Origin of the sequence: Acinetobacter sp. ANC 4169, assembly GCF_002135355.1 — a bacterium.
Classification (GTDB): domain Bacteria; phylum Pseudomonadota; class Gammaproteobacteria; order Pseudomonadales; family Moraxellaceae; genus Acinetobacter.
Genome location: NZ_NEGE01000012.1, coordinates 32157 through 54987, shown reverse-complemented (window position 1 = coordinate 54987; position 22831 = coordinate 32157). Strand labels below are relative to the sequence as shown.

Here is a 22831-nt window from a genome sequence, read left to right as displayed (position 1 = left end):
CAATTTTGACAATGAAGTTGGCCAGCTTTATCACTTGAAATAACTGGAAGAGTAACATGTCGTTTGTCCCTGCCAATGAAGGCATCTCAAAGTTAAAGCCTTATCAACCAGGTAAACCTATTAGTGAACTTGAGCGTGAGTTAGGGATTACTGATATTGTCAAATTGGCATCGAATGAAAATCCATTGGGTTGTTCTGAAAAAGTAAAACAAGCCGTGGCTGCTGAACTGGCAGAAATTGGCCGCTATCCGGACGGTGGCGGTTTTATTTTGAAAGATCAGGTCAAGGCTCAATTTGGCTTTGCGCATGATCAGATTACCTTGGGTAATGGTTCAAATGACTTGTTGGAAATGTTTGCCCGTGCATTCGTGTCAGAAAGCGATTCTGTGGTGTATAGCCAGCATGCTTTTGCCGTATATGCTTTGGTGACTCAAGCGATTAATGCAGAAGCGATTGAAGTGCCTGCCAAAGGTTTTGCCCACGACCTGGATGCCATGGCGGCTGCGATTAAAGACAATACCAAACTGATCTTTATTGCCAATCCAAATAACCCGACCGGAACCTGGTTTGAAGAAGCTGAATTTGAAGCATTCATGCAAAAAGTACCGGCCAATGTGATTGTGGTTCTGGATGAAGCTTATGTGGAATATTTCCCGGAAAACTTCAACAGCCTGAAATTCCTTGAACAATATCCAAATATTATTGTCAGCCGTACCTTGTCTAAATGTTATGGTCTGGCTGCACTACGTGTTGGTTTTGCCTTGGCATCGGTGGAAGTGACCGATTACCTGAACCGTATTCGCCAACCATTTAACGTCAATCATCTTGCTATGGTGGCTGCGGTTGCGGCACTCAAAGATGAAGACTTTATTGAACAATCACGTGTGGTGAATAAAGCGGGCATGAAGCAGCTTGAAGCTGGCTTTGAAGCTTTAGGTCTAGATTATGTGCCTTCACGCGCCAACTTTATTTTGGTTGATGTACAGGCGGACCCTGCGCAGACTTTCACTGCATTGTTGAAAGAAGGTGTCATTGTGCGTCCGGTTGGTATTGCAAATCATCTTCGTGTATCGATTGGTACTGAAGCGGAAAATGCGAAGTTCTTGGCTGCTTTGGCTAAGGTACTTGAATTAGAGGCTATTGCATAAATTATGTCTGCGCCACTGTTTGAAAAAGTTGCCTTTATTGGACTTGGGCTGATTGGCTCAAGTCTGGCTCGTGTCATCATTGCTGAAAAATTGGCAAAGCAAATTGTTGCCTCAACGCGTTCGCAAAAAACACTGGATGATGCAAAAGCCCTTGGACTGATTCAGGAAGGCTATAGCAATCCTGTAGATGCGGTGCAGGGTGCAGATTTGGTGGTTTTGGCTTTGCCTGTTCGTGCAACGCAAAAAGTGCTGGAAACCATCAAGCCTTATCTGTCAGATAAAACTATCATTACCGATGTGGGTAGCACCAAAGGTAATGTAGTCGATGCTGCAAAAGCGGTATATGGTGAAAACCTGCCAGAAGGTTTTGTACCGGGTCACCCAATTGCAGGTGCCGAACATACCGGTGTACATGCAGGCAAGGTCGATTTGTTTGCCAACCATAAAGTGATTTTGACACCGTTACCAAGCAGTGGCGACTGGGCCGTGGAAAAACTGGTTCAACTGTGGCAAGCTGCCAAGGCGGAAGTGATTTGCATGGATGTGGACAAGCACGATGAAGTGCTGGCGCATACCAGCCATCTTCCGCATTTGATGGCATTTAACCTAGTTGAGCAACTGGCCAACCGGGAAGATAATCTGGACATTTTCCGTTATGCCGCTGGGGGCTTTCGTGATTTTTCCCGAATCGCAGCCAGTGATCCGCAAATGTGGCATGACATCTTTTTTGCCAATAAAAAAGCAGTTTTAAATGCAGTGGATGGTTTTGAGCAGCAATTGGCTCAAATTCGCAAACTCATTGAAGATGAAGATTCCAAAGCGTTGATGGGATTGCTGGAGCATGCACAGGCGGCACGACAGCATTTCAATCATATGCTCGCTAAAAAACCTTTGATGGAGAAAAATAAAGTGACACAACAATTTACCATTTTGCCGGGTGATAAGACATTTAAAGGTAAATTTACCGTGCCAGGTGACAAATCTGTGTCACACCGCTCTATCATGTTTGGTGCGATTGCTGAAGGAACCACACATGTTACCGGTTTCCTAGAAGGCGAAGATGCATTGGCAACGCTGCAAGCATTTCGTGATATGGGCGTAAGCATTGAAGGGCCTAAAAATGGTGAAGTGACCATTCATGGCGTAGGCATGAATGGTTTGAAAGCGCCTGCAAGTGCCTTGTATATGGGCAATTCGGGTACTTCCATGCGTCTGCTTTCAGGCATGTTGTCTGCTCAAAAGTTTGATTCAGTCATGACCGGTGATGCCTCATTGTCTAAACGTCCAATGGAACGTATTGCCAAACCTTTACGTGAAATGGGTGCCCAGATTCAAACCACGGGTGAACGTGGTACACCACCAGTATCCATTAGCGGCAATCAGGCGCTTAAAGGCATTCATTACGACTTACCTATGGCTTCTGCTCAAGTGAAGTCGGGCATTTTACTGGCAGGTCTATGGGCAGAAGGGGAAACATCGGTCACTGAACCTGAACCAACCCGTGACCACTCCGAACGTATGCTGCGTGCCTTTGGTTATGAAGTAAAAACCGAGGGTAACCGTATTTCCCTGCAAGGTGGCGGTAAATTGGTCGGTACTGATATTCAGGTTCCATCTGATATTTCATCCGCTGCATTCTTTATGGTCGGTGCTGCCATTACTGAAGGTTCGGATGTAACACTTGAAGCGGTGGGGATTAACCCGACCCGTACCGGTGTCATTGAAATCCTGAAACAGATGGGTGCAGATTTGACTGTTGAAAACGAACGTATTGCAGGTGGTGAGCCGATTGCAGACATTCGTATTCGCGGCACACGCACCTTAAAAGGCATTCATATGCCGGAAGATCAGGTGCCGTTGGCCATTGATGAATTCCCAGCTTTATTTATTGCGGCGGCTTGTGCTGAAGGTCAAACCATTTTGACTGGTGCTGCAGAGCTTCGTGTAAAAGAGTCAGACCGTATTCAAGTGATGGCAGATGGCTTAAAAACCATGGGGATCGATTGTACACCAACCGATGATGGCATCATCATTGAAGGTAAGGGCAAGTCTGGTGACTGGTCTGCCATTTTCACTGGCGGTGAAATTGAATCGCATCATGACCACCGCATTGCTATGAGTTTCTCTATGGCTGGCTTACGGACTTCAGGTGCAATCAATATTGTAGGCACCGAAACTGTAGCAACCAGTTTCCCGACTTTCACTGAATTGACCAATCGGGCAGGTCTAGCGATTCAGGTCAGTGAGTAATTAGTCTAATTTTGTGTATTTGTTAGACAACAGCCAAGCTTTTGCTTGGCTGTTTGGTTTTTATTGCTTATTCTAAAACCATATTACAAGAATGCCTTTGGGTGCACAGATGAGAAAATTACAATTTACTGCAAACTGTGAAAAGCATAATCATGTGTCGCAGCAACCGAATGATTGTCATGTGACTCAGGAATATGTTGCGGATCTTTTGTCTAAAGAATTGGGTCAATATGGTTTTCAGACCTTGTCGCAAAGCGGTGATCAGGTGGCTGTAAGTGTAGACAATCAATCCTTACCTCTATCTGTCACTTGCCAGAGTCATGATGCAGAAGGGCATTTAGTTTGCGAGATCACCTCGTACCCAGATGAAGATCAGGATTGGCTAGAACGAATCACTGAACAAAGCTTATTAAACCAATTGGCTCAAGCAGTAGAAAATACCTTAAAAGAAGATGAATCTTTTAGTGGGTTTGAGTGGAAAAGCTAAATATTTTTAAAAAATATATGAATGAAAAAAAAGGAGGCAATCAGCCTCCTTTTTTTTATTTTTTATATTGTCTTGGATCAGCGTCTACAAAGCATGAGCCAGAGATAATATTGAGATTTAATGACTCACTAGAAAACGGGAAATCGCCACACGTAATTGCTTTAAATATCCAGTAAAGAAGTGATTCGCACCTGGTAAAACAGTAATTAAATGGCGTTGTGGTTTGGCCCATTGAATGAGATCAGATAACAGGGTTATCTCATCTGCTTCACCATGAATAAATAAAATATCACCCTTAATGTGCGGGGTGACATAGTGGCGCACACCTGCCACTGTTGTGGTTGGTAAACCACATAAAATGGTCTGTACCGGTTGTTGTTCAACAGGAAGCAAAGCATAGCATTTGGTCATGACATTCGCGCCAAAACTAAAGCCACCTGCATAAAATGGCAGGTTTGAGTGTTGGTTACGTGCGTATTGAATCACGTTCATAGTATCTTTGGTTTCACCATTGCCTTCGTCATGTACGCCGGCACTTTGACCAGAACCGCGAAAACTTGGACGATAGACGACACAACCGCGCTCAAGAAACATCTGGGCAAGCAGCGCTGGCACTTTATGCTGTGGCGTACCGCCTTGCAGGGGGTGGGGGTGGGTTACTACTGCGAATCCTTTCACTTCACCCTGAGGATAATCAACAAAAATTTCCAGTTGACCCGCAGGACTTTGAATGAAAATTTGCTCGGACATGTAACTACCGATAAATAACAGGAGAAAAAGATATTTTAGCGATAATATTCATTTAAAACACTCATTGGAAATAAAATAACGCTACTGTTATAGTTTGTTTACTTATTCTTTAATCTGGTTGTCCATGCTCGCCCTAATTTCACCTGCCAAGACTTTAGACTATGAGTCTGCACTTCCAACAGATATCCATACCTTGCCAAGATTGCTGGAACATTCACAAGAACTTATTGATGTGAGTCGTCATCTTTCTGCTACAGATATTGCCAATTTAATGAGTGTGAGTGAAAAAATTGCCAAGTTAAATGTCGAGCGCTTTAATGACTGGCAACCGGAATTCAATTTTTCTAATGCACGCCAGGCGTTATTTGCCTTTAAAGGTGATGTATATACCGGTTTAGATGCCTATGCGCTTGGTGAGCAAGACATTGCCTATGCACAGCAGCATTTGCGCATGTTGTCTGGACTTTATGGTTTGCTACGTCCTTTGGACTTGATGATGCCATATCGTCTGGAAATGGGCACCAAGCTAAAAAATCCACGCGGTCATAATCTGTATGAATTCTGGGGTGAAAATATTACCCAGTTAATCAATGCCGATTTAGAGCAGGCGAATTCGGAGCTGTTGGTGAATATTGCTTCGGATGAATATTACAAGTCGGTAAAACCAGGAAAAATTAAGGCGCAAATTATCAAGCCGGTTTTTCTGGACCAGAAAAATGGCAAATATAAAGTGATCAGCTTTTATGCCAAAAAAGCACGCGGTTTGATGGCACGCTATATTGTTGAGAATCGGTTGAACCAGGCTGAAGATTTAAAATCGTTTAATCTGGATGGTTATTATTATGATGCTGAAAGTTCACTGAAGGGGGAACTGGTCTTTAAGCGTGATGAACAGCAAGCCGCATAAATAAAAGATTAGTGAAGTAAAAATCCTGATGCATTTCAGGATTTTTATCAAAAAAAATATAATTTTGGATATTTTTTGCAATATGTTTTGTGTATTCTTTTGTTTAGTATTAGACAAAGTTTTTTGAATAATAAAATTTTGTTATGAAAAAATTATTAATTCCTATCTTTATTTTTGCAGTATTTGTGCTGGGATGTGGGGTTTATCACGACAATCAAATGAAAAAAAGACAGGAAGTAGATCAATTGATTCAGGATGCCCATCAGTCATTAAAGCTTGTGGAGAGTAATCCGAATAATACGGTTTTAGATCCGTTTGAAACCGCAGATCCCCATTCTTCAGAGCTTTCGCAGGTAAAATACAAGAAGTTTTAGTGATCGAATTTTTACTATATGTTTTAAGTATATTTTTAAACAATTGAAATTTAATTAAAAATAAATTTTAGAAACAATAAAAAGCATTGTGTTATAATTTGCCACGATTTTAATTGAATCATTATATTTATATTGTAAGTGTTTGATTCTTTTTATCTAAGTAGGCTGCATAAAAGTTATGCGGCTTTTTTGTTTACAGTTTCTGTCATTTGGCTGTTTAATCGCCAGTGAAAACTTGTGCAAAATACTTGTTTTTTTGAATGGAAATATTGGCATATCCATTGCTTGGACATCTATAAACTTAATGATGATTTGAGAAACGGATCATTAATTTTATAGCGTGCTCACGGCATAAAGTTTACTTACAGGGGTAAAGTCATGACGACTCCTAATCCATCTTCAGAGAATATGCTGGAACGCTTATTTAAGCTCAGCGAAAACAAAACCAGTTTTCGCACAGAAGTTCTTGCAGGTGTAACCACTTTCTTAACTATGTGTTACATCATTATTGTCAATCCAATGATTTTATCCGAAACCGGTATGGATCATGGGGCTGTCTTTGTCGCAACCTGTCTCGCAGCCGCAATTGGTTGTTTGGTGATGGGGCTTGTTGCGAATTATCCAATTGCACTTGCACCGGGTATGGGCCTGAATGCCTACTTTACCTATTCGGTATGTATGGGCATGGGTGTGCCTTGGCAAACAGCACTGGCTGCTGTATTTGTCTCGGGGCTGGTGTTTATTGCAATCAGCATGTTCAAAATTCGTGAAGCGATTGTCAATGCCATTCCTATGTCGCTGAAATTTGCGATCGGCGGAGGCATTGGCTTATTCCTTGCACTGATTGCATTAAAGAATTCAGGCATTATTGTCGACAATCCGGCAACGCTTGTAGGCTTGGGTGACTTGAAACAACCGACAGTATTGCTGACCTTGCTTGGCTTTCTGATGATTGTGGTGATGCATCATTTTAAAGTCCGTGGCGCCATTATTATCAGTATTCTGGTCATTACCGCTATTGCGACAGCAATGGGTTTGAACGAGTTTAAGGGGGTGGTGGGTGCCATTCCATCGATTGCTCCAACCTTCTTGCAAATGGACTTTGAGGGTCTGTTTACTGCAAGCTTGATCGGTGTGATCTTTGTATTTTTCTTGGTAGATCTATTTGACTCAACCGGTACCTTGGTGGGTGTTTCACATCGTGCGGGTCTGTTAAAAGATGGCAAATTACCACGGTTGAAAAAAGCCCTCTTTGCTGACTCGACTGCCATTGTGGCGGGTGCAGCATTAGGGACTTCATCTACAACACCTTATATTGAATCGTCTGCAGGTGTTGCTGCTGGTGGTCGTACCGGTTTGACCGCTGTGGTCGTTGCTGTGTTGTTTGTGCTGTGTTTATTTCTGGCACCTTTAGCGCAATCGGTTCCAGGTTTTGCTACAGCGCCAGCATTGCTGTTTGTTGGTGTGTTAATGATTCAAGGTATCGTTAACATTGAATGGGATGATATTACTGAAGCCGTTCCTGCTTTTTTAACCATCGTCTGCATGCCATTTACCTATTCAATTGCCGATGGTATTGCGATGGGCTTTATCAGCTACGCATTAATCAAGTTGCTGACAGGGCAAGCTAAAACTGTACCGTATATGGTTTGGATTGTTGCTGCACTTTGGGCATTGAAATTTGCTGTATTTGGTGGCTAATTCACCCCATCCAGAATAGGGTGTAAACTCAGTTTGCACCCTTTTTTATTTTTAAAGAAAGGTTTTATAAGGATAAGATATGAATCAGATTGAGCTTATTCAAGCGATGCCAAAGGCGGAGTTACACGTCCATATTGAAGGTACTTTTGAACCTGAGCTTATGTTCGAGATTGCTCAACGCAATCATATTGATATTCCGTATAAATCTGTTGAGGAAGTCAAACAGGCGTATAACTTCCACAATTTACAGTCTTTCCTCGACATCTATTATGCCGGTGCTAATGTACTGATTCATGAACAGGATTTTTATGATCTAGCCTGGGCATACTTTGAAAAATGTGCTGCCGATAAAGTGGTGCATACCGAAATGTTCTTTGACCCACAAACCCATACCGATCGTGGCATTGCTTTTGAAACTGTAATTAAGGGTTTAAAACGTGCCTGTGATGATGCACAAAGCAAATTGGGTATTAGCTCGTATTTGATTATGTGCTTCTTGCGTCATTTAAGTGAAGAAGCTGCATTTAAAACTTTAGAGCAAGCTCTACCATATAAAGATCAAATTATTGCTGTTGGTTTGGACTCGAGTGAAGTCGGCCATCCACCGGCTAAATTTGAACGCGTGTTTGCCAAAGCGCGTGAAGCAGGTTTCTTGGTGGTTGCGCATGCCGGTGAAGAAGGACCTGCTGAATATGTATGGCAAGCTCTGGATCTGCTGCATGTGAACCGCGTGGACCATGGGGTACGCTCTGAAGAAGATCCAAAACTGATGCAACGTTTAATTGCTGAAAAAATGCCGTTAACCGTTTGTCCTTTAAGTAATTTAAAGCTTTGTGTAGTGGAGGATATGGCACAGCACAATATCCGTCGTCTATTGCAACAAGGCGTGCATGTGACAGTCAATTCAGATGATCCTTCATATTTTGGTGGATACATGAATGATAATTTCATTGCCATTACCCAAGCGCTGGATTTATCCAATGCGGAGCTTAAGCAGTTGGCTAAAAACTCGTTTGAAGCATCTTTTATTTCTGATGCAGAAAAACAAAAATGGGCTCAAGAGATTGATGTCTTGGTGTAATTGCTTTACCTGAAAGATGATCCTGATTCAGCCGGTCTAGTCTATTGAAGAACCGGCTGAATGCTAAAGTGTTAAAAATTAGGTTCTGATGTGAAAAAGAGTTTTTGCTGGGTATTTGCTATTTGTTTATTGGCTGGTTCGGTATCGGTTTTTGCAACCGATAAAAATTCAACCTTAACCCAGAAAATGTTAAAGCCAGTGATTGAACAAAGCTGTAAAAGTGAATTAAAAGATTCAAAAGTCTGGAAAACGGCTGCATTTTTTATGAACTCAGAACAGCAAAGCACAACGCAAAAACAGATTTGTGGTTGTGTCAGTGATCATGCGCTAAACGATGTTTCGGTCAAAGACTTGGCATTGGCTTCAGTGAATGAGGCTGCAAAAAATAGCCTGATTAAACAGGCGGTGGTGAATAGTGTGAAAGGCTGTGCCCAAGATGCCTTGAAATAATGGATAGCGATAAATTGGGTTATAAAAAAAGCCGCGTTGAGGTGTTACTCATGCGGCTTTTTATTGGGCATGAGCAGATTATTTTGCTTGGCGGGTCATGCTGCGCAAGACATTATCTTTATCAATAAAATGATGTTTCAATGCTGCTGCAATATGACCGATGACAAGTAAACCGGCAAACCAGGACAAATAAATGTGTACAGGCTTAACAATGGCTAACAGGTCAGGGTCTTCTTGTACCAGGCGTGGAATTTCAAATAAATATAAAACAGGGGCCGGATGTCCCGCACTCCAGCTAAACAAACAGCCGGTAATCGGGAGCGCCAGTAACATGATATATAGGGCTAAATGTCCCACGTGTGCCAAGACTTTCATGAAAGGTGACATGCTGTCGGGCAGTGCCGGAACGGGATGGGTATAGCGCCAAAAAATACGAATCAGCACCAGAAAGATAATGGTGGTGGCGATGTTCTTATGTAAGCTAATGACCTGACCTTTAAAGCTGCCATCGACCTCATAACTTAAAAAATTTCCGCTATAAAAACCAATGCCCCATGCGGCAATAAAAATAGCAGCCATGAGCCAATGCAGCATTTGCGCTGTACGCGTATAGTATTGTGATGTGTTGTTCATGTTATTTATACCAATATATCCACATGTCATTTTAAAAGTCTGCGTATGCTAATCAAATAACACATTATTAAAAATGATGAATATAGAACGAAGCGTATATTTCTTGCAACACTGGAAAATTGAGTGTTTTTACATCAAGCAAGATGAGTGGGGGAAAATTCAGTTGAAATATACATTTCTTCCTGGGCTAAGTTTCGGCAAAATATGCGCAACAAATTTTATACCCAAGGATTAAGCTGTGAAAAAATTAATTGCAGTGCTTGCACCTCTTGCTATGGCTTTAACTGCTTGTGTAGCAACGGATACAACTACAGGCACAACATCTACTACGCAATCAGCAACTCAGCAGCTCGGCACTGCCGCAATTAAAATTGCAATTAATGCGAAATGTACGACTGAGTTGAATAATATTCCTGCATGGCAGAATGCAACGAAATTAATGACTGCAACTCAAAAGCAAAATATTCAGACTGAAATTTGTGGTTGTGTTAGTGACAAAGCACCACAAAGCGTAACAGCAGTCGATTTGGCTACAGCTGCGATTGATCCGGCAGCGCGCAATACCATTGTTTCAAATGCAGTGACTAAAACCATTAATGCTTGTGTTGCTGAAGCTGTGAAATAATACAAATTAAATCCGTGTTAAAATCAAAGAGGCTGATGTTATTCAGCCTCTTTTTTTTTGTAGGTAAAGCGTTGATGAAAATTGCGGGTGTAGATGAAGCGGGGCGTGGTCCCTTGGTTGGTTCGGTGGTTGCGGCTGCGGTTATTTTAGATCCCAATAATCCGATTGAAGGTTTGAATGACTCTAAAAAACTCAGCGAAAAAAAGCGTGAAAAATTATTTATAGAAATACAAGAGAAAGCCTTGGCCTGGGCCATTGCTGAAGCCAGTCATGAAGAAATAGATGAGATCAATATTCTCCAAGCGTCTTTGTTGGCTATGCGTCGCGCTGTGGAGGCTTTGCAGCTTCAGCCAGAGCATGTACTGGTAGATGGCAATAAAGTCCCACAAGGCTTAGCGATGAGCTGTGATGCTGTCGTGGGTGGGGATGCGCTACATGCAGAAATTTCAGCAGCCAGTATTCTGGCAAAAGTAACCCGTGACCGTGAAATGGTTGTGCTGGATCAGCAATATCCGCACTTTGGTTTTGCCAAACACAAGGGTTATCCAACCAAAGCCCATTTTGAAGCCATTGCTGAACATGGTGTGATTGATCAGCATCGTCGTAGTTATGCACCGGTTAAAAAGGCTTTGGCCTTGCTGGAACAGAAATAAGCAGTAGATAAATTTAAAGCGGCTATATAGCCGCTTTATTAGAACAATCTTTAATGTTTAACGATTAAAGTCATTCTGGGTATTCTGTGGGAAATTATCTTCTTCAAAAGAAGGCTGATAATCCTGATCAAGGTGTTGCAGGTGTTCGTGCATAGCGCGCTCATGTTGAATTCGTTGATAAATTTCTTCACGATGAACAGATACTTCTTTTGGAGCATTTACGCCAATACGAACCTGATTACCTTTTACGCCAAGCACAGTTACACTGACTTGATCCCCAATCATTAATGTTTCACCGACACGTCGGGTTAGAATCAGCATGTTTATCTCCTTGCAAAACGCTAAACGTGCAATTGATTTTAAATTTTAAAAAACACAACCTTATATCAAACAAAATATTAACAGAATGAATCTGTCAAAAGCTTAACAGGATACATTTCATTAATATTTTAAAATTCTCGGTTTCAAATATAACAGAGCCACTATAAAAAAAACTATAGTGGCTCTGTTCTTTTTGTAGTATTTCGCAAATATTGTTCAACAATGATCAGAAATTTGCTACTACAAATTAAGCACGCGCGCTTGATTCGCCAGATTCACGGTCTAAACCGAAAGCCGTGTGAAGAGTGCGCACAGCAAGTTCTAAATAATTTTCTTCAATGATCACAGAAATTTTGATTTCTGAAGTTGAAATCATCAAGATGTTAATACCTTCTTCAGCTAGAGCAGTAAACATTTTGCTTGCCACGCCGGCATGTGAACGCATACCTACACCGACGATAGACACTTTAACGATGTCTGAGCGAGTCGCAACTTCACGTGCACCAATTTCTTTCGCAGTTTGCTCCAGAATTGTCTTTGCTTTAGTGAACTCACCACGGTTGACCGTGAAAGTGAAGTCAGTGGTACCATCTTCTTCCACATTCTGGATGATCATGTCGACTTCGATATTCGCTGCACCGATTGGCGCCAGGATTTTGGATGCAATGCCAGGCAGGTCAGGCACGCCCAAAATAGTCAATTTTGCTTCGTCACGGTTAAACGCGATTCCAGAGATAATTGGCTGTTCCATGTTGTCTTCCAATTCAGTCGTAATTAGTGTGCCTACGTTTTGTTTAAATTCTTCGTCAAATGCGCCATCGGTGTCATTGTCGAAGCTTGAAAGTACACGTAAAGGTACTTGATATTTACCGGCAAATTCAACAGAACGAATTTGTAATACTTTTGAACCAAGCGAAGCCATTTCCAGCATTTCTTCAAATGAAATACGGTCTACTTTTTTGGCTTTTGGTGCAACACGTGGGTCGGTGGTATATACGCCATCAACGTCTGTGTAAATTTGGCATTCATCAGCTTTTAATGCAGCAGCAAGTGCCACACCTGAAGTGTCAGAACCACCACGACCTAAAGTGGTTGTGTTGCCAAATTCGTCAAAACCCTGGAAGCCGGCAACCACAAGTACACGGCCGGCATCGAGGTTTTCAGTTAATACGTCAGTATCAATAGATTCAATACGGGCTTTGTTAAATGCGCTGTCGGTTTTAATGCCAACCTGGCGACCAGTAAGTGATTTTGCTTCTACTCCAATAGAGTTAAGCGCCATCGCTAACATAGAAATCGTAACCTGTTCACCTGTAGACACCATCTGGTCTAATTCACGTGGATCAGGGGTTTCGGTAATGGCCTTCGCTAAAGCAAGCAGACGATTGGTTTCGCCACTCATTGCTGATACAACCACTACTACCTTGTGGCCGTGGTCATGCCAGCGCTTTACACGACGAGCAACATTTAAAATGCGCTCGGGAGTACCCATTGAGGTACCGCCATATTTTTGAACGATTAATGCCATAGTTGTTCCATAAAAGCCATGATCCTGAATTACCTTTTCAGGATCAGTTACACAAAAAGTGAAGTTTTATTTTGCTTCAAGCCAGGCAGTTAAATCTGCCATCACTGTTGCAAACTTCTCGTTAAGTGGCGCGCCACCTTGTGCCAAGTCAGGTTTACCACCACCTTTACCACCCAGCTCGGTAGCCAAGTGTTTGATGATGTCACCCGCTTTAATAGAAGCAGTGAAGTCTTTTGCTACTGAAGCAAGAAGGCTAACTTTGTCGCCCTCTACAGCGGCAAGAACAATCACTGCGTTGTCTAATTTAGACTTCACACCATCGTGCAGGTTGCGAAGCGATTTTGCATCCATACCTTGAACAGTGGTAATAAGTGTTGAACGACCAGCAATAGTTTGAACTTGGCTTAAAAGTTCAGCTGCCTGGAAGTTCGCCAATTTTTGGTTTAATTGCTCAATCTGTTTTTGCAATTGATGTGCAGTTTCAACAGTTGCTTCAACTTTTTCAATCGTTTGATCTTTTTGTGCTTTTAACACGCTGTTGATGTGCTGAATATCGCTATCCGCTTTTTGTACGACTTCAACCGCTTTAGTACCGGTTACTGCTTCAATACGACGTACACCTGCTGCAACACCACCTTCAGAAGTGATTTTAAACAGACCGATATCACCGGTGCGTTTAACGTGAATACCACCACAAAGTTCAATCGAGAAGTTTTTCTCGTCTTTAATTGAACCCATAGAAAGTACACGAACTTCGTCACCATATTTTTCACCGAACAACATCATCGCGCCTTTTTCTTTGGCAGCTTCGATGTCTAAAAGTTCAGTAGAAACAGCAGTGTTGGCAATCACTTCACGGTTTACAATACGTTCAACTTGTTGTAGCTGTTCGAAAGTTACCGGCTGATCATTGGCAAAGTCAAAACGTAAGATGTCAGATGCAACCAATGAACCTTTTTGTTGTACATGTGCGCCGAGCACTTGACGAAGGGCAGCATGCAACAAGTGAGTTGCAGAGTGGTTGCGTGCAGTTGCTTCACGAATGTCTGCTTTTACAATGGCTTCAACAGATTGAGTGGCTTTTAAGCTACCCATGGTCACAATACCTTGGTGAACAAAAGCGCCACCAGATTTCTTGGTATCCTGAACTTCGAAGATACCGGTATCGTTTTTGAAGATCCCTGTATCACCGATTTGACCGCCACTTTCTGCATAGAAAGGTGTCTGGTTCAATACGATCAGCGCTTCGTCGCCTTCATGAGCCTCTTCAACTTGTTCGCCATCTTTGTAGATTGCAACAATTTGACCTTGAGCTTGAGTGGCTTCATAACCTTCGAACTGGGTTTCACCTTCAACTTTTACAATGCTGTTGTAGTCGATGGCAAATTTACCTGCATCACGTGCACGTTGACGTTGTGCAGCCATTTCAACTTCAAAACCAGCTTCATCAATGCTTAATTCACGTTCACGTGCGATGTCAGCAGTCAAGTCAGTCGGGAAGCCGTAAGTGTCGTACAGTTTGAATACTGTTGCGCCAGGAATCACAGAACCTTTAAGGCTCGCCAATTCGCCTTCAAGCAATTTCAAGCCTTGCTCTAAAGTTTTCGCGAATTGTTCTTCTTCTTTCAGAAGCTGTGCTTCGATGCGTGCCTGGTTAGTTGCAAGTTCAGGATATGCAGCACCCATGACATCAATCAAAGGTTGCAACATTTTGTAGAAGAATGAACCAGTCGCACCCAATTTGTTACCGTGACGAACTGCGCGGCGGATGATACGACGTAGCACATAACCACGACCTTCGTTAGAAGGGTTCACGCCATCTGCAATCAGGAAGCAGCATGAGCGTGCATGGTCGGCAACTACTTTAAGAGAAGCGGGGTATTCCACTGGTTTGTTTGCAGCTTTTGCAGCAGCTTCAATTTCAGTGGTATCTAGACCAATGATTTCAGCAGCACCTTTTAATACATGCTGGAATAGATCGATTTCGTAGTTTGAGTTGACATGTTGTAGAACTGCAGAAATACGTTCTAAGCCCATACCTGTATCAACAGAAGGTGCTGGAAGAGGATGCAGTACGCCATCAGCAGTACGGTTGAACTGCATGAATACGTTGTTCCAGATTTCGATGAAACGGTCGCCATCTTCTTCAGGAGTACCCGGTAAGCCACCCCAGATGTGGTCTCCATGGTCAAAGAAAATTTCAGAACATGGCCCACAAGGGCCAGTATCACCCATAGCCCAGAAGTTGTCTGATGCGTATTTTTCGCCTTTGTTATCGCCAATGCGGATAATGCGGCTAGCATCTAAACCGATCTCTTTGTTCCAGATGTCAAAAGCTTCGTCATCGGTGTGATAAACAGTTGCGTATAATTTATCTTTAGGAAGCGCTAACCATTTGTCGCCAGTTAAGAAATCCCAGGCAAATTTGATCGCATCACGCTTGAAGTAGTCACCAAAAGAGAAGTTACCTAACATTTCAAAAAAGGTATGGTGACGTGCAGTATAACCAACGTTGTCTAAGTCGTTGTGTTTACCGCCGGCACGTACACATTTTTGTGAAGATGTTGCGCGAACATAATCACGTTTTTCAAGACCGAGGAAGCAGTCTTTGAACTGGTTCATACCAGCGTTGGTGAACAATAATGTTGGGTCGTTGGCAGGAACCAGAGAACTCGACGCGACACGTGTATGCCCTTGCGATTCAAAATAGCTTAAAAAAGCTTCGCGAATTTCAGCTGATGTCATAAAACGAGTACTCACAACCAAGTCACTCCATAAATCTTGTATTTGGCTAATAGCATGTCAAGCAAGTCTTACTTTTATAAAGCTGGCTTGAGATACTGGCTTAAAATTTTAAAACGCTAAAGTATAACGGAAAAAGCCGCATGCACCAATCACTTTCAGGCGAATTAATCACAATTCTATTTAAGCTGTATTTAGGGTTCTTGCATTCAATTTATAAGCTAAATACAGGTATAGGCATAAGATATAAAATAAATGAAAAGTGAAGTAAATATTTTGAAGTAGCCTGGTCTTAATAAAATTTGAAGCAAAATAAGCAGGCTGAAACCCTTATTGCTTAGATATTTCATAAATACACCAGCAGAAATGGTATCGGTATCTGGTTAAAATCCATTAACATAGAGGTGTGTTTACATCTACCCAAGAGTTAAGGATATCTAATGCAACGAGTAGCCATTAATGGTTTCGGGCGAATTGGTCGCAATGTATTACGGGCTTGGTTTGAAAATCCTAAAGATTTTCATTTTGATATCGTGGCCATTAACGATATTGCAGATGTAGAGACGCTGGTTCACTTATTCAAATACGACAGCACGCATGGACGCTTTAAGGGCAAGGTCGAAGTGCTTTTGCAAGATGAGCAGATTTTTTTACATATTTCGGCCGGACTGGCGCAATTAAAAGTACAGGTCTTTTGTCAGCAACAGCCTGAAAGCCTGCCTTGGAAGGACTTAAATATTGATGTGGTGCTGGAATGTACCGGTTTATTCCGTTCGCGTGCAGCAGCAACAGGCCATATTAGCGCAGGCGCAAAACGGGTGATTATTGGCGCTGCGCCTTTTGACAGTGTCGATGCTGCCATTGTGTATGGGGTAAACCATCATGAAGTCAAAGCCACAGACCGGATTATTTCCAGTGTATCCTGTACCACACAAGCCTTGGTTCCTTTAGTTAAAATTATTGATGATGCTTTTGGAATCGATACTGCACTGATGACAGAAATTCATGCGGTTACGGCAGATCAGTCGGTGCTGGATCATGCACACCGTGATTTACGCCGTGCCCGTGCTTCAGGTCACAATATTATCCCCACCACATCTTCGGCATTGGCCGCATTAAAACGTGTGATGCCGAAAATGGAAGAACGGATAGATGGATATTCCATACGTGTACCGACCATTAATGTTGCTGCCATTGACCTCACTTTTGTTGCACAGTCGCATATTACTGCGCATAAAATTAATGAGATTTTAATCAAGTCGGCACGTCAGGAGTATGCGGAAATTATGGATGTCACCGATGAACCGCTGGTTTCATCCGATTTTAATCATTCGCCTTATTCGTTGATTGTGGATTTGAGCCAAACTATGGTGGTTGGACATCAGGCCAAAGTTTTTGCCTGGTATGACAACGAATGGGGGTATGCGAATCGCTTGCTGGATTTATGTGAGTCATTTACCCGATAAATAATCCAAGCCTTTATTTAAAGATGATTGTGAGTGAGATGAGTTTTTTCATCTTGCTACTTTCGAAAGTGATCGAATTGCATAGTGTGTGGGTGTAAATAGTGAGACCTGTAGCTCAATTATTATCAATTTGTTCGAATGGTCGATTTATTGTTGAGTAAAGATCTTGCCTTGAGTAGGATGAATAGACTGCCATGGACTTCCATTTATTATTAGATTATTGAGAAGTGGCAGAGGATTAGCGACTCGAAGTCGACGCATAATAATGCTTATAATAAATACAATTCCAGTACGGTTAATTTTATAATCTTTTTGAAAATTATAAGCTTTTTTAAATTTAACTCATTGATTCACGGCAAGAATCAGTCATGAATCACTAACACGGGCAGCACACTTATGTTGATATTTATATGGGGATTCATTTTCCTTTTAGCCGTAGCGGTGATCTTTTTGATTTGGGCACAATTTACCAATCAAGGTGCTGCTCTCAGTGAAATTCAGTTGAATCAGCAATTGGAAACAAAAGTGATTCATCTGGAAGAAAATCTTAAAAAAACTCTGGAAATTATGCAGGATCTGGCAAAGAAAATGCATATTCAGCAAGAAGTGATTGAGAAGACCACCACTAAACTGAGTCAGGTTGAATCACAAAATGCTGAATTGGTCGGGATATTGGCAAAAGTCAGTTCTACCGATAAACCCTTGCTATAGCTATAATTTCTTACGAATTTGCTTTATATCAGCAGCATTCTTAAAACTGCGGCAGATGCCATGCTTATGGCCACCGTAGGCAATAAAGAAAAACGCGATGCTGCTAGCAGGGTAATGACAATTGCAATCATATCTGCAGGGTTGTCTTTAACAAAATACGGTGCAATAACCGAGATCAGCACGCAGCCAGGCACAACCTGCATAATTTGGCGTTGCTTATTTGTGAGCGTTCTATTCTTGAGTAAAACATAGCCCAGAATACGCGTCAGATAGGTGGTTGCAGCAATAAAGATGATGGCAATGAAAGTGGCTGAATCAATCATGCTTCATCTCCGATTAAAAAGAAGGCTGAAAACAATGCCGCTGATTGCACCAATAGGAACATACCAGCCTGAAGGCAAATATAAATAAGCCAGCGCAGCAGTGATTAAGCTCACCAACCATGGGCGTGCAGCTCGAATACCTTTCCACATGCTGCGTAATAACACTAAAAAAACCGCAGGAAAGGCCATGTCGAAACCGAAACGGCTAATGTCACCTAATACTGGCCCAATAACTGCACCTAATGAAGTAAAGCCGACCCACATCAGGTAGAGAGCAAAACAAAGCCCGGCATAAAACATCATGCTAAAGGCACGCTGATATCCCAACCGGCTTTGTTTGTTTTGTGCATCTGCCAAACTTACCGCCCAGCTTTCATCCACCATAAAAAACAGAGCTGGAAAAACGGTTTTGTTGGGCAGATGGCGTAAATAGGGGGCGAGGCTTGCACCCATCAGTAAATGCCGGCTATTTACTAAAAAGGTAATGAACATCAGCATGACAATGTTAGGGGGATTGCTCCACATTTCTAATATGGCAAATTCGGAACCGCCGGCAAAATTCAGACCGGTCAGTAAAGACACTTCGAGCGTAGAAAAGCCTTTTTGAGTCGCCTGTGCTCCCAAGACTAAGGCAAAAGGGATAATTCCCAGCAACAGGGGTACTGATGTTTTGACACCACGTTTAAATTCAACAGCATTTTTCGATGGTGCTGTGTCTGCCGTGGTATTTCTAAACATCAACATGACTTTGTCCGTATGGTCAAAACTGAAAACAAGTATTTTAGAAAGAAAGTTGTGGAATTTGGCGTTCAATTTGGCCTGATATGTGTTTAATTTACTATAAAATTGCTAGATTATTAGGATATTCAGCATTAAATGCTAAGAGTAAAATGAATCAAACAGATAAACGCATACTTCAAGCTTTACAGCGCAATGGAAAGCTACAAAATAATGAGTTGGTACAGATTGTTGGTTTGTCACCATCACCTTGTTTACGCCGGGTAAAGCAGCTGGAAGATGATGGCATTATTGAAAAGTATGTGGCCTTGCTGAATCCGCAAAAAATGCAGCTGGGTTTAACGGTTTTTGCCCGGATCTGGTTAAAAGGTCAGGATGAAGCAACGGTTAATCAATTTATCGATGCCATTATGGATATTCCGGAAATTGTTGAATGCCAGCTGATGGCAGGGGATTGTGACTTCTTTCTTAGAATTGTGGTGTCTGACTTGGAAGCTTATCGTAAATTCCAAATCAATCACTTGAATAAAATTTCAGGTATTCAGAATGTTAAAACTGAAATTCCTTTACAAAGTGTCAAGCAAACCACTGAATTGCCTTTGGGCTAATGGCATTCTGCATTGCAGTTACAGAATCATTTTATATTTCAGAAAATTCATGGTCATCACCGAATTTGCATGCCAGCTCATCAATCGGGAATGATTCTGGTTATTCAGTTTTCAAACGCTATCAATTAGTTGGTAAAAATCGAACAAATCTGCAAAAAGTCATGTGCACTGCTAAAGTGATCGTGCTAGACTAGGAGAAATCGGGTGTGCTCCCGATTTTTTTATGCGGATTACTTCCGCGCTGACAAGTATTTAGGTTTACAACATGCCCATTTCAGAGACATGGTTATTACCTGATGGTGTAGCTGATGTATTACCAGAACAAGCGCAAGTAATTGAAGCTTTGCGCCGTGAAGCATTAGATTTCCTCGCATCTCGAGGTTATCAGCTGGTGTACACGCCATTTATCGAATACATCGAATCTCTTTCTTCTCTTTCAGAATCGAATCAAGATTTAGACTTAGCCACTTTTAAAGTAATCGACCAACTCTCTGGCCGTTTGCTTGGTGTGCGTGCCGATATGACACCGCAAGTGGCCCGTATCGATGCGCATGTACATCCAGTCGAAGGCGTAGCGCGTTATTGCTATGCTGGCACGGTTTTACACACCAAACCTCAAGGTTTTAATACCACGCGTGCACCGCTGCAATTGGGTGCGGAACTTTTTGGTTCAGACAGTATTGATGCTGACGTCGAAATGATTGACGTGATGCTCAACTTATTAAAAACTGCAAGCTTTGTGGATGGTATCCATCTGGATTTAGGTCATGTCGGTTTATTCCGTAGTCTGGTTAAACATGCTGGTTTAACCAAAGCGGAAGAAAGTCAGCTTTCGGATCTTTATCAACGCAAAGCATTGCCTGAACTGGCTGAATTTACACAAGAATTAAAATTTGGTGCAAATTTTTACGCCCTAGGTCGTTATTCAAGTGATTTGGATGCATTGGAAGCCAACCTGAGTGCTGAAATTATTGCAGACCCGGCATTTAAACAGGCATTTGATGCAGTAAAAATCACACGATCTGAAATTCAGGCACGCTGGCCAAACTTACATATTGGTATTGATGTTGTAGAACTTCGTTCATATCACTACCACACTGGTTTAATGTATGCCGTATATGCACCAAACCGTGCAGCACCACTGGCTCAAGGTGGTCGTTATGACGGTATTGGTGAACACTTTGGTCGTGCACGTCCTGCAACGGGCTTCTCTTGTGACTTGTATGCACTCAGTGCAGGTCAGTTTCAGCAGGTTCAGAAGGTTGTTGCACCTAAAGGTACAGACAAAGCATTGCTTGACGCGATTGCAGCTGTGCGTGCACAAGGCTTAAGTGTTATTCAGTTATTAGGTAATGATGATTTAAACTCAATTCCGTTTGCGACTCACCAATTGGTGAATGCTGCGGGTGAGTGGACTGTCGAAAAAATTTAATCGCTAGATGGTGTGTTCATGTCACGCCGTTTAGTTTTCTATTTTAACAGCATGATGTAATGAGGCTATTATGGGCAAGAATGTTGTGGTACTTGGTACCCAATGGGGCGACGAAGGCAAAGGCAAGATCGTCGACCTGCTCACAGATCAAGCGGCAGCGGTAGTTCGTTATCAAGGCGGACACAACGCAGGTCATACTCTTGTGGTTGGTGGTAAGAAAACTGTATTACACCTCATTCCATCTGGTATTTTACGTGAAAACGTACTTTGCTTAATTGGTAACGGTGTTGTTCTTTCACCTGAAGCTTTAATCAAAGAGATGGACATTCTTGAAAAAGAAGGCGTGCCAGTACGTGAACGTTTACGTATTTCTCCAAACTGTCCATTAATTCTTCCACACCATATCGCGCTTGACCAAGCACGTGAAATCAAACGTGGTAATGCGAAAATCGGTACGACTGGTCGTGGTATCGGTCCTGCATACGAAGATAAAGTTGCACGTCGTGCAATTCGTGTTGCTGACCTTGTACGTGGTGGTGAACATCTTAAAGCTCAACTTGAAGAGCTTCTTGAATACCACAACTTCCAGTTGACTCAATTCTTCGGCGTTGAAGCAGTTAAAGTTGAAGACGTGATCGCACTTTGTGACGAATGGCGCAAAGTTGTAGCACCTATGGTAATCGACGTGACTGGCGAACTTCACGCATACCGTAAAGCTGGCAAAAAAATCATGTTTGAAGGCGCGCAAGGTTCACTTCTTGACGTTGACCACGGTACATACCCGTATGTAACATCTTCAAACACAACTGCTGGTGGCGTAAGCTCTGGTTCTGGTCTTGGTCCATTGCACCTTGACTATGTACTCGGTATTACTAAAGCGTACACAACTCGTGTAGGTGCTGGTCCATTCCCAACTGAGCTTGTTTACGATGCAGCTAACGATGTTGGTGATGCAATTGGTAAACATCTTGGTACTGTTGGTTCAGAATTTGGTGCGTCTACTGGTCGTCAACGTCGTTGTGGTTGGTTCGATGCTGAAATTCTACGCCGTTCTGTAGAAGTAAACTCACTTTCTGGTATTTGCTTAACTAAACTTGACGTTCTTGATGGTTTAGAAGAAGTGAAAATCTGTGTAGGTTACGAAGCAGCTGATTCTGGTTGCGTAGGTTCTTCTGATGCGCTTGCATTTGAAACTTTAAAACCGATCTACGAAACTATGCCAGGTTGGTCTGAGTCTACTTTCGGTGCTAAATCACTGGATCAATTGCCACAAGCTGCAATTAACTATGTGAAACGTCTTGAGCAATTGATTGAATGTCCAATCGACATCATTTCAACTGGTCCAGACCGTGAAGAAACGATCGTTCTTCGCCATCCATTTGATGCTTAATTTCAAGCATTAAATTGATTGAAAAGCCTCGCTATATGCGGGGCTTTTTTATCAAATTCGATTTGAAAAATATAAAATGCAGGAGGATGATTTTTGCCAGACTAAAGTTGCATTCGTGGATACTGTTTAATTCATTTGCGCTTGCTAGAATGTCAAACTTAAAAGAAATACAAGGTTGTGCATGATGCATAAAAATATATCAGCAACGATGTTTTATTCATTACTGTTTGCAATGGGTGGGGCGCCTACAATTGCCATGTTGATCATTCATGCTCAAACTCAAGATCCAGCCATTATTAATGCGGCTTTTATTGGATTAAGCGTCATTATTGCGTGTATTTTGGTCCCGATTATACTTATACAAAATGCAATTCTATTTTTGAAGCGTAAGAGCGAGCAACTGGAACAGAAAATTAAACCATTCTGCCAGATATATTTGGGACTGAATATTTTATGTCTAATTTATTGGCTTAGTTTTCAATTTCTTAAATAAGCCTGTTTACATAAATGATA

Annotated in this window: 22 protein-coding genes and 1 pseudogene; 16 read left to right on the top strand and 7 right to left on the bottom strand. The window is 42.0% G+C overall.

Annotation, left to right across the window (positions count from 1 at the left end; translation table 11 throughout):
• Window positions 1–56 precede the first annotated feature (56 nt).
• From hisC to B9T26_RS10385, 3 genes are all read left to right on the top strand, one after another.
• Window positions 57–1148, top strand: coding sequence for a histidinol-phosphate transaminase (hisC, locus tag B9T26_RS10395; protein ID WP_086199628.1), 1092 nt, complete (start codon window positions 57–59; stop codon window positions 1146–1148).
• A 3-nt stretch (window positions 1149–1151) separates the two neighbouring features.
• Window positions 1152–3398: a bifunctional prephenate dehydrogenase/3-phosphoshikimate 1-carboxyvinyltransferase gene (locus tag B9T26_RS10390; protein WP_086199627.1), complete on the top strand. Its 2247-nt coding sequence runs from the start codon at window positions 1152–1154 to the stop codon at window positions 3396–3398.
• A 109-nt stretch (window positions 3399–3507) separates the two neighbouring features.
• The gene (locus B9T26_RS10385) at window positions 3508–3885 is read left to right on the top strand and encodes a hypothetical protein (RefSeq protein ID WP_086199709.1); all 378 of its coding nucleotides are present in this window, start codon (window positions 3508–3510) and stop codon (window positions 3883–3885) included.
• A 117-nt stretch (window positions 3886–4002) separates the two neighbouring features.
• Here B9T26_RS10385 and B9T26_RS10380 read toward each other — a convergent pair whose 3' ends face one another.
• Entirely contained in the window at window positions 4003–4635 is a 633-nt protein-coding gene (locus B9T26_RS10380; RefSeq protein WP_086199626.1) for an alpha/beta hydrolase, read from the bottom strand.
• 124 nt (window positions 4636–4759) lie between these two features.
• Here B9T26_RS10380 and yaaA point away from each other — a divergent pair, with 124 nt between their 5' ends.
• The 5 genes from yaaA to B9T26_RS10355 all read left to right on the top strand — a co-directional run bounded on the left by yaaA (window position 4760) and on the right by B9T26_RS10355 (window position 9148).
• A complete protein-coding gene (yaaA, locus tag B9T26_RS10375; protein WP_086199625.1) occupies window positions 4760–5542 on the top strand; it encodes a peroxide stress protein YaaA in 783 nt (260 codons plus the stop codon).
• Between the two features lie 143 nt (window positions 5543–5685).
• Entirely contained in the window at window positions 5686–5916 is a 231-nt protein-coding gene (locus tag B9T26_RS10370; RefSeq protein WP_086199624.1) for a hypothetical protein, read from the top strand.
• A gap of 378 nt (window positions 5917–6294) precedes the next feature.
• The gene (locus B9T26_RS10365; RefSeq protein WP_086199623.1) at window positions 6295–7617 is read left to right on the top strand and encodes an NCS2 family permease; all 1323 of its coding nucleotides are present in this window, start codon (window positions 6295–6297) and stop codon (window positions 7615–7617) included.
• A gap of 79 nt (window positions 7618–7696) precedes the next feature.
• On the top strand, window positions 7697–8698 hold the full coding sequence (locus B9T26_RS10360; RefSeq protein ID WP_086199622.1) for an adenosine deaminase: 1002 nt from the start codon (window positions 7697–7699) through the stop codon (window positions 8696–8698).
• Between the two features lie 90 nt (window positions 8699–8788).
• Window positions 8789–9148 (top strand): hypothetical protein, encoded by a 360-nt coding sequence (locus B9T26_RS10355; protein WP_171262986.1) that lies wholly within the window; start codon window positions 8789–8791, stop codon window positions 9146–9148.
• Window positions 9149–9226: 78 nt separating this feature from the next.
• Here the strand turns inward: B9T26_RS10355 and B9T26_RS10350 are convergent, their stop codons facing one another.
• On the bottom strand, window positions 9227–9781 hold the full coding sequence (locus B9T26_RS10350) for a cytochrome b (protein WP_086199621.1): 555 nt from the start codon (window positions 9779–9781) through the stop codon (window positions 9227–9229).
• Window positions 9782–10019: 238 nt separating this feature from the next.
• Here B9T26_RS10350 and B9T26_RS10345 point away from each other — a divergent pair, with 238 nt between their 5' ends.
• Together B9T26_RS10345 and rnhB are read left to right on the top strand one after the other, a co-directional pair.
• Window positions 10020–10406 (top strand): hypothetical protein, encoded by a 387-nt coding sequence (locus B9T26_RS10345; protein ID WP_086199620.1) that lies wholly within the window; start codon window positions 10020–10022, stop codon window positions 10404–10406.
• Between the two features lie 74 nt (window positions 10407–10480).
• Complete coding sequence (rnhB, locus tag B9T26_RS10340; protein ID WP_086199707.1) at window positions 10481–11059, top strand: ribonuclease HII; 579 nt, start codon at window positions 10481–10483, stop codon at window positions 11057–11059.
• 57 nt (window positions 11060–11116) lie between these two features.
• Here the strand turns inward: rnhB and csrA are convergent, their stop codons facing one another.
• From csrA to alaS, 3 genes are all read right to left on the bottom strand, one after another.
• Window positions 11117–11380 carry a carbon storage regulator CsrA gene (csrA, locus tag B9T26_RS10335; protein WP_067723263.1) on the bottom strand — a complete coding sequence of 88 codons (264 nt, stop codon included), beginning with the start codon at window positions 11378–11380 and terminating at the stop codon, window positions 11117–11119.
• A gap of 247 nt (window positions 11381–11627) precedes the next feature.
• On the bottom strand, window positions 11628–12908 hold the full coding sequence (locus tag B9T26_RS10330) for an aspartate kinase (RefSeq protein ID WP_086199619.1): 1281 nt from the start codon (window positions 12906–12908) through the stop codon (window positions 11628–11630).
• Window positions 12909–12974: 66 nt separating this feature from the next.
• The gene (alaS, locus tag B9T26_RS10325; RefSeq protein ID WP_171262985.1) at window positions 12975–15668 is read right to left on the bottom strand and encodes an alanine--tRNA ligase; all 2694 of its coding nucleotides are present in this window, start codon (window positions 15666–15668) and stop codon (window positions 12975–12977) included.
• Window positions 15669–16090: 422 nt separating this feature from the next.
• Between alaS and B9T26_RS10320 the strand changes: the two genes are divergently transcribed.
• Together B9T26_RS10320 and B9T26_RS10315 are read left to right on the top strand one after the other, a co-directional pair.
• Complete coding sequence (locus B9T26_RS10320; RefSeq protein WP_086199617.1) at window positions 16091–17116, top strand: type I glyceraldehyde-3-phosphate dehydrogenase; 1026 nt, start codon at window positions 16091–16093, stop codon at window positions 17114–17116.
• Window positions 17117–17512: 396 nt separating this feature from the next.
• Window positions 17513–17827: a hypothetical protein gene (locus B9T26_RS10315; protein WP_086199616.1), complete on the top strand. Its 315-nt coding sequence runs from the start codon at window positions 17513–17515 to the stop codon at window positions 17825–17827.
• Between the two features lie 23 nt (window positions 17828–17850).
• Here the strand turns inward: B9T26_RS10315 and B9T26_RS10310 are convergent, their stop codons facing one another.
• Window positions 17851–18150: an AzlD family protein gene (locus B9T26_RS10310; RefSeq protein ID WP_086199615.1), complete on the bottom strand. Its 300-nt coding sequence runs from the start codon at window positions 18148–18150 to the stop codon at window positions 17851–17853.
• A pseudogene (locus B9T26_RS10305) lies at window positions 18147–18894 on the bottom strand (AzlC family ABC transporter permease). The gene B9T26_RS10310 and the pseudogene B9T26_RS10305 overlap by 4 nt, the downstream one beginning before the upstream one ends.
• 146 nt (window positions 18895–19040) lie before the next feature.
• On the opposite strand from B9T26_RS10305, the gene B9T26_RS10300 reads away from it, so the two are divergent.
• The 4 genes from B9T26_RS10300 to B9T26_RS10280 all read left to right on the top strand — a co-directional run bounded on the left by B9T26_RS10300 (window position 19041) and on the right by B9T26_RS10280 (window position 22811).
• Entirely contained in the window at window positions 19041–19496 is a 456-nt protein-coding gene (locus tag B9T26_RS10300) for an Lrp/AsnC family transcriptional regulator (RefSeq protein WP_086199614.1), read from the top strand.
• A 265-nt stretch (window positions 19497–19761) separates the two neighbouring features.
• On the top strand, window positions 19762–20928 hold the full coding sequence (locus B9T26_RS10290; RefSeq protein ID WP_086199612.1) for an ATP phosphoribosyltransferase regulatory subunit: 1167 nt from the start codon (window positions 19762–19764) through the stop codon (window positions 20926–20928).
• A gap of 70 nt (window positions 20929–20998) precedes the next feature.
• The gene (locus B9T26_RS10285; RefSeq protein ID WP_086199611.1) at window positions 20999–22318 is read left to right on the top strand and encodes an adenylosuccinate synthase; all 1320 of its coding nucleotides are present in this window, start codon (window positions 20999–21001) and stop codon (window positions 22316–22318) included.
• A 184-nt stretch (window positions 22319–22502) separates the two neighbouring features.
• Window positions 22503–22811, top strand: coding sequence for a hypothetical protein (locus B9T26_RS10280; RefSeq protein WP_086199610.1), 309 nt, complete (start codon window positions 22503–22505; stop codon window positions 22809–22811).
• Window positions 22812–22831 lie beyond the last annotated feature (20 nt).